At 73.8% G+C, this 14064-nt stretch carries 9 protein-coding genes; 6 read left to right on the forward strand and 3 right to left on the reverse strand.

Features of this window, described 5'->3' with window-relative positions; genetic code table 11:
• Window positions 1-80: 80 nt before the first annotated feature.
• Both V6U88_RS25995 and V6U88_RS26000 read left to right on the forward strand, forming a co-directional pair.
• Window positions 81-1448, forward strand: a complete 1368-nt coding sequence (locus tag V6U88_RS25995) for a cobyrinate a,c-diamide synthase (protein ID WP_334457012.1) — start codon at window positions 81-83, stop codon at window positions 1446-1448.
• Window positions 1445-2014: a GNAT family N-acetyltransferase gene (locus tag V6U88_RS26000; RefSeq protein WP_334456940.1), complete on the forward strand. Its 570-nt coding sequence runs from the start codon at window positions 1445-1447 to the stop codon at window positions 2012-2014. Before V6U88_RS25995 ends, V6U88_RS26000 begins: the two co-directional genes overlap by 4 nt.
• A gap of 145 nt (window positions 2015-2159) precedes the next feature.
• Here the strand turns inward: V6U88_RS26000 and V6U88_RS26005 are convergent, their stop codons facing one another.
• A complete protein-coding gene (locus tag V6U88_RS26005) occupies window positions 2160-4292 on the reverse strand; it encodes a transglycosylase domain-containing protein (protein ID WP_334456942.1) in 2133 nt (710 codons plus the stop codon).
• Between the two features lie 133 nt (window positions 4293-4425).
• Here V6U88_RS26005 and cobC point away from each other — a divergent pair, with 133 nt between their 5' ends.
• The 3 genes from cobC to cobA all read left to right on the forward strand — a co-directional run bounded on the left by cobC (window position 4426) and on the right by cobA (window position 7878).
• Entirely contained in the window at window positions 4426-5511 is a 1086-nt protein-coding gene (gene cobC / locus V6U88_RS26010; RefSeq protein ID WP_334456943.1) for an Rv2231c family pyridoxal phosphate-dependent protein CobC, read from the forward strand.
• Complete coding sequence (gene cobT, locus V6U88_RS26015; protein ID WP_334457014.1) at window positions 5511-6584, forward strand: nicotinate-nucleotide--dimethylbenzimidazole phosphoribosyltransferase; 1074 nt, start codon at window positions 5511-5513, stop codon at window positions 6582-6584. The genes cobC and cobT overlap by 1 nt, the downstream gene beginning before the upstream one ends.
• A gap of 67 nt (window positions 6585-6651) precedes the next feature.
• The gene (gene cobA, locus V6U88_RS26020; protein WP_334456945.1) at window positions 6652-7878 is read left to right on the forward strand and encodes a uroporphyrinogen-III C-methyltransferase; all 1227 of its coding nucleotides are present in this window, start codon (window positions 6652-6654) and stop codon (window positions 7876-7878) included.
• A 133-nt stretch (window positions 7879-8011) separates the two neighbouring features.
• On the opposite strand, the gene otsB is transcribed toward cobA, so the two are convergent.
• Together otsB and V6U88_RS26030 are read right to left on the reverse strand one after the other, a co-directional pair.
• Window positions 8012-10573 (reverse strand): trehalose-phosphatase, encoded by a 2562-nt coding sequence (gene otsB, locus V6U88_RS26025; protein ID WP_442934699.1) that lies wholly within the window; start codon window positions 10571-10573, stop codon window positions 8012-8014.
• Between the two features lie 38 nt (window positions 10574-10611).
• Window positions 10612-12012: an alpha,alpha-trehalose-phosphate synthase (UDP-forming) gene (locus tag V6U88_RS26030; protein WP_334456949.1), complete on the reverse strand. Its 1401-nt coding sequence runs from the start codon at window positions 12010-12012 to the stop codon at window positions 10612-10614.
• A 374-nt stretch (window positions 12013-12386) separates the two neighbouring features.
• Between V6U88_RS26030 and ettA the strand changes: the two genes are divergently transcribed.
• Window positions 12387-14063, forward strand: a complete 1677-nt coding sequence (ettA, locus tag V6U88_RS26035) for an energy-dependent translational throttle protein EttA (RefSeq protein WP_334456951.1) — start codon at window positions 12387-12389, stop codon at window positions 14061-14063.
• Window position 14064: the final 1 nt, after the last annotated feature.

Here is a 14064-nt window from a genome sequence, read left to right on the forward strand (position 1 = left end):
ATGGTCACGCGAGCGGATCTCCGGTCGTGATCGTCCGGGTCGTCCGCGTACCACCACCCGTCGCCCGCGAGGAGTCGATGATGACCGCCGTGCCGCGCCTCGTGCTCAGCGCGCCGTCCTCCGGACACGGCACCAACGCGCTGGCCATCGGCCTGCTGGCCGCCCTCGCCGACCGGGGCCTGGACGTCGCCGGCTTCAAGGTCGGCCCGGACCACGTCGACGCCGCGTACCTCGGGCTCGCCGCCGGTCGGCCCGGGCGCAACCTCGACGCGCGGCTGGTCGGCGCCGACCGGCTCGGGCCGCTCTTCGCGCACGGCGCCGCCGGCGCCGGGCTGGCCGTGGTGCAGGGCACCATGGGGCTGTACGACTCGGTGGCCGGCCGTCCCGAGGCGGAGTCCACGGCGGCGGTGGCCACCACCCTGCGCAGCCCGGTCGTGCTGGTGGTGGACGTGGCCGCGATGGGGCAGTCGGTGGCCGCCCTGGTGCACGGCTTCCGCTCCTACGACGACCAGCTCTGGCTGGGCGGGGTGATCCTCACCCAGGTGGCGTCGCCCCGGCACGAGGCGATGCTGCGGGCGGCGCTCGACGACGTCGACGTCCCCGTCTACGGCGCGCTGCGCCGGCACGAGCTGCCCCCGGTGCTGCCCGCCCGGCGCCACGGTGTGCTGCCGGTGGTCGGCGGCGACGCCGAGGCGGCCCGCGCGGTGCGGCGCCTCGGCGAGGCGGTGGCCGGCACCGTCGAGCTGGACCGGCTGCTCGCGCTGGCCCGCTCCGCGCCCGCGCTCTCCGTCGAGCCCTGGTCGCCGTCGTCGGCCGTCCCGGTGGAGGGCCGCCCGGTGGTCGCGCTGGCCGGTGGGCCGGGTGGCAACTACAGCTACGCGGAGACCGCCGAGCTGCTGCGCGCCGCGGGCGCCGAGGTGGTCACCGTCGACCCGCTGCGCGACGAGGCGCTGCCCGCCGGCACCCGCGCGCTGGTCGTCGGGGCCGGCCTGCCCGAGTCGTACGCCGACGAGCTCTCCGCCAACCGGAGGCTCTGCATCGCCGTCGCCGAGCTGGCCCGCACCGGCCGCCCGGTGCTGGCCGAGGGGGCGGGCCTGCTCTGGCTGGCCCGCGAGCTGGACGGCCGGCCGATGTGCGGAGTGCTGGACGCGATCGGCGCCAGCCGCGACGGCCTGGTCGTCGGGTACCGGGAGGCGACCGCCCGCACCGCCAGCGTGGTCGCCGAGGCCGGTGCCACGGTGGTCGGCTACAAGCAGCACGGTGCCGTGCTCACCCCCCGGGCCGGCGAGCGCCCGGCGTGGAGCTGGGAGGGCGGGGCGCCCGAGGGCTTCGTCTGGCGGGGCGTGCACGCCTCCCAGCTGGGCCTGCACTGGGCGGCCGATCCGGCGATCGCGACCCGACTGGTGTCGGCGGCCGGGATCGCCGAGGGCGTCGGAGCGCCGGCGTGATCGGGCAGGTGGCGGTCCGGCGCTTCCCGGACCTGACCGTCTCCACCCCGCGGATCGAGGTGCGCCGGCTGGTGGCGGCGGACGCGGAAGCGGTCGACGAGGTCTTCGCCGACCGGCAGACCCAGCGCTGGCTGCCGCTGGCCGACGCCGCCGGGCAGATCGACGGGCAGGCCTGGTGCACGGACCTGGCCCGGCAGCGGCGCGACAGCGGCGACGGCGACCACTACGCGGTGCTCCGCCGGGAGGACGCCCGGGTGGTCGGCTGCCTCTGGACCCGGCGCACCGACTGGGGCGCCCGCCTCACCGAGGTGTCGTACGCCCTCGCCCCGCACGCCCGCGGGTTCGGGCTGGCCGCCGAGGCGGTGGACGCGCTGGCCATCGCCCTGATCCTGGAGCACGGCTTCCAGCGGGTCGAGCTGCGGGTGGCGCCGGGCAACGTGGCGTCCCGCCGGGTGGCCGAGAAGGCCGGCTTCAGCTACGAGGGCCTGCTGCGCAACGCCGGCTTCGTGCGGGGCGCCCGCGTCGACCTGGAACTCTGGTCCCTGGTCGCCGCCGACCTGCACTGACCTCGGCCGCCGCCGACCTGCACCGAACCCCGGCCGCCGCCGGCCTGCACCGAGCCCCGGCCACCGCTGCAAGCGGAAGCGCCGCGCCCGGAACCGCACCGTTCCTGACGCAGCGCTCCCGGTATCCGGGTGAGGCGAGCCGGGCTCACCCCACGATGCGGTCCGACGGTGGGATGAACTGGCGGGTGGGCGCGCCCTTCAGGCCGTCGCGCAGTGTCTCGGCGACCGCGGCGATGGGGATCTGGGACTGGCCGTCACCCACCGCGTTGAACGGGTTGTCCGGGTCGGCGATGAAGCTCGCCGCCGCCAGCTCGGGCGTGTACCCGACGAACCAGGCCGTCCGGGTGCTGTCCGTGGTACCGGTCTTGCCGGCCACCGGGCGGCCCACGGTGCCCCGGACGCTGTCCGCCGTGGACCAGCCGCCGCAGCTGCCCTTCGCCGGGGTGTCCCCGGTCGGGCAGCGGGCGGCGTCGGTGGCGGCCCGGGCCGCGTCCGCGCTGACCACCTGGCGGCAGCGCGGCTTGGCCACCTCCCGCTCGATCCCGGACGCCGTCTTGTACGTCGCCGGGGTGCCGTCCCGGTTGGTGATCGACATGACCGGCATCGCCTCGCAGTACCGCCCGTCGGCGGCGATCGCGGCGTACGCGTTGGCCATCTCCAGCGGGGTGGCGTCGGAGACGCCCAGGGTGAACGCGCCCCACTTCTTCGCCTTGGCCGGGGAGGCGTGGTCGCGGTCCACGTCGGTACGCCAGCGCAGCCCGAGCTGTTCGGCGAGGCGTACCCCGCGGTCCGCGCCGATCTGCTCCTCCAGTTGGACGAAGTAGGTGTTCACCGACTTGCCGAAGCCGGACCACATGGTCTGCCGGCCGCTCATCGCGCCGCTGGCGTTGGACGGCGCCCACCCGTCGTAGACGGCGGACCGGTACCGGTACGGCGAGTCGTAGGTGGTGGAGAGCGGCAACCCGGCGTCCAGCGCGGCCAGCATCGGGAACATCTTGAACGTCGATCCGGCCTGGTACCCGGGGAGGCTGCCGCCGCCGAGCAGGGGCGCCACGGTGTTCGGGAAGTTCGCCTTGACGTTGGGGCCGGCCTCCGGGTTGGAGCTGGGCCCGTTCTCGGCCAGGTCCAGCGAGTACGTCCGGTTCACCGCCATCGCCTTCACCCGCCCGGTGCCCGGCTCGGCGACCACGATGCCGTTGGCGAAGGGGCTGCCGACGTTCTCCTTCGCGCCGACGTTCTTCTCCGCCGCCGACTGGATCTTCGGGTCGAGGCTGAGCACGATCCGGTAGCCACCCCGGCGCAGCTTGTCCATCCGCTCCAGCCGGTTCTCGCCGAACGCGGGCTGCGCGCTCCACCAGTTCTTCACGTAGTCGCAGGCGAAGCCCCAGGTCTGGTACCGGCTGGGCAGGGAGACGCAGTCGTTCGCCGGGCTGGTGACCCGGGTCCGGATCGGCTCGGACCGGGCCGCCGCGGCGGCGTCCGGGGAGAGGTAGCCGAGCTGGGCCATCCGGTCGAGCACGTAGTTGCGCCGCCCGGTGGCGTCCTTCTGGTCCGAGGTGATCGGGTCGTACTCGGAGGGGGACTTGACCAGACCGGCGAGGGTGGCCGCCTCGACCGGGGTGAGGGTGGCCGGGGTCTTGGAGAAGAAGATCTGCGCGGCGGCGTAGATGCCGTACGCCCGGTGGCCGAAGTACGCCGAGTTGAGGTAGCGCTCCAGGATCTCGTCCTTGGTCAGCTCCTTCTCGATGTCCAGGGCCATCCGCATCTCCCGGACCTTGCGCAGGCTGGTCTGCTGGGTGGCCTCCTGGACCTCCTTCGGTGTCGTGGCGCTGTCCCGCAGCGCCATCCGGACGTACTGCATGGTGAGCGTCGAGGCGCCCTGGGAGACGCCGCTGGAGCGGGCGTTCGCCACGAAGGCGCGGGCGACGCCCTTCGGGTCGACGCCGTGGTGCTGGTAGAAGCGGTTGTCCTCGGCGGCGATGATCGCCTGCTGGATGTTCGGCGACATGTCCGACAGCTTCGTGTACTGCCGGTACTCCTCGTAGAACATGGTCAGGATCGTCCTGCCGTCGGGGGCGTAGAGGTACGACGTCTCGGCCGGCAGCGCGGTGCGCAGGATGCTCGTCTTCTGCTCCACGGCGTGGGCGGTGGCCTTGGCGCCGATGCCGGTGACCGCGACCAAGGGGTAGGCCACGGCGGCGACCACGATGCCGGCGATCAACCCGGCGCGGAGGAGAGGAACGGAACGACCAGCGGCAGCAAGGGGTCGGTTGCTCACATGGTCAAGTTATGACATTTCCGATTCGGAAATGAGAAGAATTCATAAACGGGCGGGACCGCCGCCGAGCGGTGACGTGCCCCACGTCGGGATGCGCTGTCCCCTACGGCGGCTTCCCGGCAGGATCACGGACATGCGTGGTCAGCTGATCGAGGTGCCGCCGGGCGCCGGGGACGAGCCCGACCTGGGGCACCACGGGGACGTCGAGGCCACCCCGGGCCTGGTGGACCTGGCCGTCAACGTCCGCCGGGACACCATGCCGGACTGGCTGGCGGATCCGCTGACCGCCTCGCTGGCGGAGCTGGCCGCGTACCCGGACCCCGGCCCCGCCCGCGCGGCCGTCGCCGCCCGGCACGGCCGTCCCCCGGAGGAGGTACTGCTCACCGCCGGTGCCGCCGAGGGCTTCGTGCTGCTGGCCCGCGCGCTGGCCGGGGTACGTCGCCCGGTGGTGGTGCACCCGCAGTTCACCGAACCGGAGGCGGCGTTGCGCGCCGCCGGGCACCAGGTGGAGCGGGTGCTGCTCGACCCCGCCGACGGCTTCCGGCTCGACCCGGCGCGGATCCCCGCCGACGCCGACCTGGTCATGATCGGCAACCCGACCAACCCCACCTCCGTCCTGCACCCCGCCGCCGACCTGGCCGCCCTGGCCCGCCCGGGCCGGGTGCTCGTCGTCGACGAGGCGTTCGCCGACACCACCGCAGCCCCCGGCGTGCCCGGCGAGCCCGAGTCGCTGGCCGGCCGGCGCGACCTGCCCGGCCTGGTGGTGGTGCGCAGCCTCACCAAGACCTGGGGGCTGGCCGGCCTGCGGATCGGCTACCTGCTCGGCGAGGCCGATCTGCTGGACCGGCTCGCCGCCGTCCAGCCGCTCTGGGCCGTCTCCACCCCGGCGCTCGCCGCGGCCACCGCCTGCGCGTCGCCCACCGCCGTCGCGGCCGAGCGCGAGATCGCCGCGCGGCTCGCCGCCGACCGCGACCACCTGGTCGCGCGCCTGTCGGCCCTGCCCGGGGTACGCGTCGCGGGCCGCCCGGCCAGCGCCTTCGTCCTGCTCCACCTGGCCGGCGCCGACCGGGTGCGGGAGACGCTGCGCGAGCGCGGCTGGGCCGTCCGGCGCGGGGACACCTTCCCCGGCCTGGGGCCGGACTGGCTGCGGGTGGCCGTCCGCGACCCCGCGACCACCGACGCGTTCACCGAGGTACTGGCCGAGATCCTGGAGGCATGATGCTGGAGACCACCATCGCGGCGATCGGGCCGCTCGACGAGCCGGCGATGGCCGCCGCGCGCGACCTCCAGGCCCGGCTGACCAAGCCCGCCGGCTCCCTCGGCGCCCTCGAGGAGCTCTCCGTACGCCTCGCCGGGCTGGCCGGCGCGTGCCCGCCACCGCTGCCCGAGCCGGCCGCGGTGGCGATCTTCGCCGGTGACCACGGCGTGCACGCCCAGGGGGTGACCCCCTGGCCGCAGGAGGTCACCGCCCAGATGATCGCGAACTTCCTGGCCGGCGGGGCGGTGGTGAACGCGTTCGCCCGCCAGGCCGGCGCCTCGGTCACCGTGGTCGACGTCGGCGTGGCCACCCCGCTCCCGGTCGACCCGGACGCCGCCGGGGCGGCCGGCCCCCGCCTGGTCGCCGCGAACGTCCGCCGGGGCACCCGGGACATGACCGTCACGGCGGCGCTGACCCGGGACGAAGCCCGCGCGGCGCTGGAGACCGGCATCCGGATCGCCGGCGAACTCGTCGACGCCGGGGCGGGCATCCTGCTCACCGGCGACATGGGCATCGGCAACACCACCCCGTCGGCGGCGCTGATCGCCGCGCTCACCGGCACCGACCCGGCCGAGGCCACCGGGCGGGGCACCGGGGTGGACGACGAGACGTACCGGCGCAAGGTCGGCGTGGTGCGGACCGCGCTGGCCCGGCACCGGCCCGACCCGGCCGATCCGCTCGGCGTGCTCGCCGCCGTCGGCGGCCTGGAGCACGCGGCGCTGGCCGGCCTGATCCTCGGTGCCGCCGCCCGCCGCGTCCCGGTGCTGCTGGACGGGGTGATCGCCGCCAGCGCCGCGCTCGTCGCCGCGGCCCTGGCCCCGGAGGCGGTCGGCGCGATGGTCGCCGGGCACCGCTCCGCCGAGCCGGGTGCCACCGTGGCGCTGCGCCACCTCGGCCTGGACCCGCTGATCGACCTCGGCCTGCGCCTCGGCGAGGGCACCGGCGCGCTGCTGGCGCTGCCGGTGGTCACCGGCGCGGTCCGGGTGCTGCACGAGGTCGCCACCTTCGACTCGGCAGGGGTCTCCGAGAAGTGAACGAGCGAGGCATCCGGCCCGGTGGCGTGCCGCCTCGCGCCGCCGCCCAGCCCGACGAGGCGGCGGCGTGAGCGCCAACCCGTACCCCCTGGGCCTGCGGCTGGCCGGCCGGCGGGTGGTCGTGGTGGGCGGGGGAGCGGTCGCCACCCGGCGGGTGCCGGCGCTGCTGGACGCCGGGGCGGACGTCTTCCTCGTCGCGCCGGAGCTGACCCCCGCGCTGCACGCCCACGTCGACGCCGGCCGGCTGCACTGGGCGCCGCGCCGGTTCGCCCCGGCCGATTTGGACGGTGCCTGGCTGGTCCAGGTCGCCGTGGACGACCCGCTCGCCGCCGCCTCGGTCAGCGCCGCCGCCGCCGAGCGCCGGATCTTCTGCGTCCGGGCCGACGACCGCCTGGCCGCCACCGCGTGGACGCCGGCGGTGACCCGGCACGGCCCGATCACCGTGGCGGTGTTCGGCGGAGGCGACCCGCGCCGCGCGATGGGGGTCCGGGACGCCGTCCGCGAGCTGCTGACCGTCCGCACCGGCCTGGCCGCCGCCGGACGGGGCACGACGCCGGGGCAGGTCGCGCCCGGGCGGGTGGCGCTGGTGGGGGCCGGTCCGGGCGACCCGGAGCTGATCACCGTCAAGGGCTGGCGGCTGCTCACCGAGGCGGACGTGGTGGTCGCCGACCGGCTGGTGCCGGGGTTGCTCCTGGACGAGCTGCGCCCCGACGTCGAGCTGGTGGACGCCTCCAAGATCCCGTACGGGCCGTCCCGCGCCCAGGAGGAGATCAACCGCATTTTGGTGGACCGGGCGCTGGCCGGGAAGTTCGTGGTCCGGCTCAAGGGCGGCGACCCGTACGTCTTCGGCCGGGGCGGCGAGGAGCTGCTGGCCTGCGCCGAGGCGGGCGTACCGGTGACCGTGGTGCCGGGCGTGACCAGCGCGATCGCCGTCCCGGCTGTGGCCGGCGTCCCGGTCACCCACCGGGCGGTGGCCCACGAGTTCACGGTGGTGTCCGGGCACGTCGCGCCGGACTCGCCGGACTCGCTGGTGCGGTGGCCGGCCCTGGCCGGGCTGCGCGGCACCCTGGTCGTCCTGATGGGGCTGAAGAACCTCGCCGCGATCACCGCGACGCTCACCGCGCACGGCAGGGACCGGGCCACCCCGGTCGCCGTGATCCAGGAGGGCACCACCGGCTCCCAGCGGACGCTGCGCTCCACGCTCGGCGCGGTGGCCGACGACGTGGTCGCCGCCGGCCTGCGCCCCCCGGCCATCGTGGTGATCGGCGACGTGGTCGGCGCACTCGACACCTGACCCACCACCGCGACGACAGCCCGACGCGCCGCAAACGGGGGTGGATCTTCGGCCCCGCAACCGGCGCCTCCGGGGCGGAGATGCGACGGCGGCCGGAGAGGGATCTCTCCGGCCGCCGTCGTCGCTGGTCAGGTCACTGCTTGAGCATGTTGTCCAGCAGCATCGCGCACTTGATCAGGCCGAGGTGGCTGTACGCCTGCGGGTGGTTGCCCAGGCCGCGCTCGGCGAGCGGGTCGTACTGCTCGGGGAGCAGCCCGGTCGGGCCCGCCGTGTCGACCATCTGCATGAACAGCTCCTCCGCGTCGGTGCGGCGGCCGGTGCGCAGGTACGCCTCGATCAGCCACGCCGTGCAGATGTGGAAGCCGCCCTCCCGGCCCGGCAGGCCGTCGTCCCAGTGGTACCGGTAGACGACCGGCCCGCTGCGCAGGTCCGCCTCGATCTTGAGCACGGTGGAGAGGAAGCGCGGGTCGTCGCCCGGCAGCAGCCCCGACAGACCGATCCAGAGCGAGGAGGCGTCCATGTCCTCGTCGCCGTACGCGACGCTGTACGCCTCGACCTCCTCGTGCCAGCCGTTGTCGAGCACGTTGGCGCCGATCCGGTCGCGCAGCTCCACCCACTCCGGCCGGTCCTCGCCGCCGTGCTGGCGCATGACGTGCAGTGCCCGGTCGACGGTCATCCAGCACATCACCTTGGAGAAGATGTGGTGCCGCGGGGGGAGGCGGGCCTCCCAGATGCCGTGGTCGGGTTCGTGCCAGCGGCGGCGGACCGCCTCGACCATGTTCTCCAGCACCCGCCACTCGTCGTCGCGCACCGAGCCCCGGGCGTCGGCCACGGCGGCGATCAGGTCCGCGATCGGGCCGAAGACGTCCAGCTGGAGCTGGTGGTTGGCGAGGTTGCCCACCCGGACCGGCCGGGAGCCGGCGTAGCCGGGCAGGGTGTCGATGACCGCCTCGGCGCCCAGCTCGTAGCCGTCGACCGTGTAGAGCGGGTGCAGCCGCTCCGGGTGGCCGCCGGTGCGCTCGATGCAGCCGTCCACCCAGCGCAGCAGCGCCTCGGCCTCTTCGAGCGAGCCGAGGTCGACCAGCGCGCGGGCGGTCATCGCCGCGTCCCGCAGCCAGCAGTAGCGGTAGTCCCAGTTCCGGACGCCGCCCAGCTCCTCCGGCAGCGAGGTGGTCGCCGCGGCCAGGATCGAGCCGGTCGCCTCGTGGCAGAGGCCGCGCAGCGTGAGTGCGCTGCGGGCGACCAGCTCGCGGGCGGTGGTCGGCAGCCGCAGCGAGGCCACCCAGTCCTTCCACGGCTGCTCGGCCCTGGCCTGGCGCTCGTGGATCGGGACGGCGTGGTGCTCCAGGCTGTGGGTGCCGAAGCGCAGCTCCAGCACCACCTGACCGCCGGCCGCGGAGAGGTCGACCACCGCGCGCGCGGTCTCGTACCCGCCGTCGTTGCTGACCTCCCACTCGACGCCGGGGGCGTAGAGCGCGACCGGCTCGTTGGAGCCGAGCACCAGCAGGCCGTCGTCGAGTGGTTGCAGCTGGACCTGGATCTGACCGAACTCGGGGCGCGGGGCGAAGTCGATGCGGGCCTTGCCGGAGCCGGTCAGCACCCGCACCAGGGTGGAGTCGCCGGTGATGATCGCCGGGCCGTCGGGGGTGGTCTCCCGGGCCGGCAGGTCGAGCCAGTCGGTGACGGTGAGCCCGGACCAGCGGGTCTCCACGGTCATGGTGCCGCTGCGGTAGCGCTGCCCCAGCGGGATGCCACCGCGCTCCGGCCCGACAGTGAAGTGGCCGGCGGGGCTGCCGCCGACCAGGTCGGCGAAGATCGCCGCCGAGTCCGGCTTGGGGTGGCAGAGCCAGCTCACCTTGGCCTCGGGCGTGAGCAGGGCGACCGTCCGGCCGTTGGCGAGCATCGAGTGCCGCTCGATCGGGACGGCCCGCTCGCCGAAGAGCCAGTGCCGGCGGGTCTCCAGCAGCAGGCCCAGGGCCCGGGCCGCGTCGAGCGGCTCGGCCACCCGGAAGTGGGCCTGGGTGTCCCCGGGGCCGATCTTGATGCCGATGTCCGGCCCGTGCAGGTTGCCGAAGGCGTTCTCGTCGGTGACGTCGTCGCCGATGAAGAGCACGGCACTGGCCGAGAGCTGGGTACGCAGCTGGTCGACGGCGGTGCCCTTGTGGGTGGCGACCACCGACAGCTCGATGACCTCCTTGCCCTGGGTGACCGTGACGTCGCCCCACTTCGCGGGACCGTTGCGGACCGCCTCGATGGCCGCCGCCGCGACCTGCGGGGCGACCCCGCGGGTGTGCAGGGCGATGCTGGCCGGCTTGCGCTCCAGCCGGACGCCCGGGTGGGCCGTGGCGATCTCGCGCAGCGCGTCGCGCAGCCGGGTGCGGACGGCGACCAGCTCGGGGGAGAGCCGCTCGACGAAGCCGATGTCGAACTCGGAGCCGTGGCTGCCGACCAGGTGGACCTCGCTGGGCAGCCGGGAGAGCGCGGCCAGGTCGCGCAGCGCGCGACCGGAGACCACCGCGACGGTGGTCTGCGGCAGCGCGGCGAGCGCGCGGACCGCGGCGACCGACTCCGGCAGCGGCACGGCCTTGCTCGGGTCCTCCACGATCGGCGCGAGCGTGCCGTCGTAGTCGCAGGCGACCAGGAGCTGGGGGACCCGGGCGATCCGCCCGATCGCCGCGCGCAGCTCCGGGTCCATCGTCCCGGCGGCGGGGGTCAGGATGTCGCTGGGGGCGTTCACGCGGCCTCCGCCCCGGGGGTGCCGAGCTCGGTGAGGAACGATTTCGCCCAGTGCCCCACGTCGTGGGCGCGCAGATGACGTTGCATGATCCGCATGCGTCGACGGGCCTCCGGCTTCTCCACGTGTACGGCCCGCAGCAGGGCGTCCTTGACCGCGTCCGGGTCGTGCGGGTTGCACAGGAATGCCTGACGCAGCTCGGTGGCCGCGCCGGCGAACTCGCTGAGCACGAGCGCGCCGCCCTGGTCGGCGCGCGATGCCACGTACTCCTTGGCCACCAGATTCATTCCGTCTCGCAGGGGGGTCACCATCATCACGTCGGCCGCGACGTACATCGCGGCCAGCTCGGAGCGACTGTACGACTGATGCAGATAATGCACCGCCGGCACGCCCACCCGTCCAAATTCGCCATTTATCCGACCAACCTCGCGTTCCACCTTGACGCGAAGTGCCTGGTAGTGCTCCACCCGCTCGCGGCTCGGCGTCGCGACCTGCACCATAACCGCGTCCGGCACTGTCAGCTTTCCGTCAGCGAGCAGTTCCCGGAACGCCTTCAGCCGCAGCTCGATGCCCTTGGTGTAGTCGAGCCGGTCGACCCCCAGGATGATCGTCTTCGGGTTGCCCAGCTCCTCGCGGATCTGCTTGGCGCGGGCCTGGATCGCCGGGTCGGCGGCCATCCGCTCCATCTCCTGGGTGTCGATCGAGATGGGGAAGGCGCCGGCCTTCACCTGCCGGCCGTCCACCTGGATCATCTGGCCCTCGTAGCGCAGGCCGAGCAGGTGCCGGGCCAGCCGGACGAAGTTCTGCGCGGCCAGCCGCTGCTGGAACCCGACCAGGTCGGCGCCGAGCAGCCCGCGCAGGATCTCGGTGCGGAACGGCATCTGCATGAACAGCTCGATCGGCGGGAACGGGATGTGCAGGAAGAAGCCGATCTTCAGGTCCGGCCGCAGCTCGCGGAGCATCGCCGGGACCAGCTGGAGCTGGTAGTCCTGCACCCAGACCGTGGCGCCCTCGGCCGCGACGTCCGCCGCGGCCTCCGCGAACCGCGCGTTGACCAGCCGGTACGCCTCGCGCCAGCGCCGCTTGTACGCCGGGGTCTCGACCGCGTCGTGGTAGAGCGGCCAGATGGTGGCGTTGGACTGGCCCTCGTAGTAGCGCTCCAGCTCCTCGGCGCTCAGCGGCACCGGGTGCAGGCGGATGCCCTCCAGGTCGAACGGTTCGGGAGCGGCCCCGGTGCCCCCGGCCCAGCCGACCCAGGTGCCCTGGTGCTCGGCGAGGACGGGATGCAGCGCGGTCACCAGCCCGCCCGGGCTGCGTCGCCACTGCCGTCCCTCGGGTGTGCTCACCTCGTCGACCGGCAATCGGTTCGCCACAACGACAAAGGAGCTACGGACGGTCACGATCGGCCACCTCCGGGTACTGACGGGTCCACCGCGCTGAGCGTACTGAGCGTAGCTGCGGCCTCTGGTGCCCCGTGCCGGAGTCTCCTACCCGCCCCACGGTGGCTGAACCGTCCTCGTGATCATGGTGACAGCCCCTGCTGACAGGTCGGGAACCGGCCGTACCCCGGCCCGCCGGGAAGCCGGCCGTCCCGCCGGAACGCGACCCGCGGCGTACTGCTCGGGCGGGGTGATGTGGGCGCAGCGCGTCGTACCTGTCAGGATTGACGACGGCGTGCGCGCGGCCGGCTCCCGGCCGGCGGCGGCGGGTGGAGGTCGCAGCCCGCGCCGTGCCCGCCAATCGGCGACAGCAACCGACGGAGGTAGCCCGCACCGTGGCCCAGTTCATCTACGTCCTGGAAAAGGCGCGCAAGGCGCACGGCGACAAGGTCGTGCTCGACAACGTGACGCTGAACTTCCTGCCGGGGGCCAAGATCGGTGTGGTCGGCCCGAACGGCGCCGGTAAGTCGAGCCTGCTCAAGATCATGGCAGGCTGGGACCGGCCGAGCAACGGCGAGGCCCGGCTGATGCCCGGCTACACCGTCGGCATGCTCGCCCAGGAGCCCCCGCTCAACGACGCCAAGACCGTCCTCGGCAACGTCGAGGAGGCGGTCGCGGAGACCAAGGCCAAGCTGGAGCGGTTCAACAAGATCGCCGAGCAGATGGCGACGGACTACTCCGACGAGCTGATGGAGGAGATGGGCAAGCTCCAGGAGGAGCTGGACCACGCCGACGCGTGGGACATCGACTCCAAGCTCGAACTGGCCATGGACGCGCTGCGCTGCCCGCCGCCGGACGCCGACGTCACCCAGCTCTCCGGTGGTGAGCGCCGCCGGGTCGCGCTCTGCAAGCTGCTGCTGGAGGCCCCCGACCTGCTGCTGCTCGACGAGCCCACCAACCACCTGGACGCGGAGAGCGTGCAGTGGCTGGAGCAGCACCTGGCCAAGTACGCCGGCACCGTCGTCGCCATCACCCACGACCGGTACTTCCTCGACAACGTGGCCAACTGGATCCTGGAGCTGGACCGCGGCCGGGCGTACCCGTACGAGGGCAACTACTCCACCTACCTGGAGAAGAAGGCGGCCCGGCTGGCCGTCGAGGGCCGCCGCGACGCCAAGATGAAGAAGCGCCTCTCCGAGGAGCTGGAGTGGGTCCGCTCCAACGCCAAGGCGCGGCAGACCAAGTCCAAGGCCCGCCTCGACCGGTACGACGAGATGGCCGCCGAGGCGGAGAAGACCCGGAAGCTGGACTTCGAGGAGATCCAGATCCCGCCGGGCCCGCGCCTGGGCAGCACGGTCATCGAGGCCCACAGCCTCAGCAAGGGCTTCGGCGAGCGGCTCCTGATCGACGGCCTGTCGTTCTCGCTGCCGCGCAACGGCATCGTCGGCATCATCGGCCCGAACGGCGTCGGCAAGACCACCCTGTTCAAGACCATCGTCGGGCTGGAGCAGCCGACCGGCGGCGAGGTCAGGGTCGGCCCCACCGTCTCGCTGTCGTACGTCGACCAGGCCCGGCAGGGCCTCGACGGCGACAAGACCGTCTGGGAGGTCGTCTCCGACGGGCTGGACCACCTCATGGTCGGCAAGGTCGAGATGCCGTCCCGGGCGTACATCGCCGCGTTCGGCTTCAAGGGGCCGGACCAGCAGAAGCCGACCAAGGTGCTCTCCGGCGGCGAGCGCAACCGGCTCAACCTGGCGCTGACGCTGAAGATCGGCGGCAACGTCATCCTGCTCGACGAGCCGACCAACGACCTGGACGTGGAGACGCTCTCCAGCCTGGAGAACGCGCTGCTGGAGTTCCCCGGCTGCGCCGTGGTCATCTCCCACGACCGGATGTTCCTGGACCGGGTCGCCACGCACATCCTGGCCTGGGAGGGCGACGACGAGAACCCGTCCAAGTGGTTCTGGTTCGAGGGCAACTTCGAGGCGTACGAGAAGAACAAGGTCGACCGGCTCGGCGCCGAGGCGGCCCGCCCGCACCGGGTGACCTACCGCAAGCTCACCCGCGACTGAG

The organism is Micromonospora sp. CPCC 205739 (genome assembly GCF_036906795.1).
Taxonomy (GTDB): domain Bacteria; phylum Actinomycetota; class Actinomycetes; order Mycobacteriales; family Micromonosporaceae; genus Micromonospora.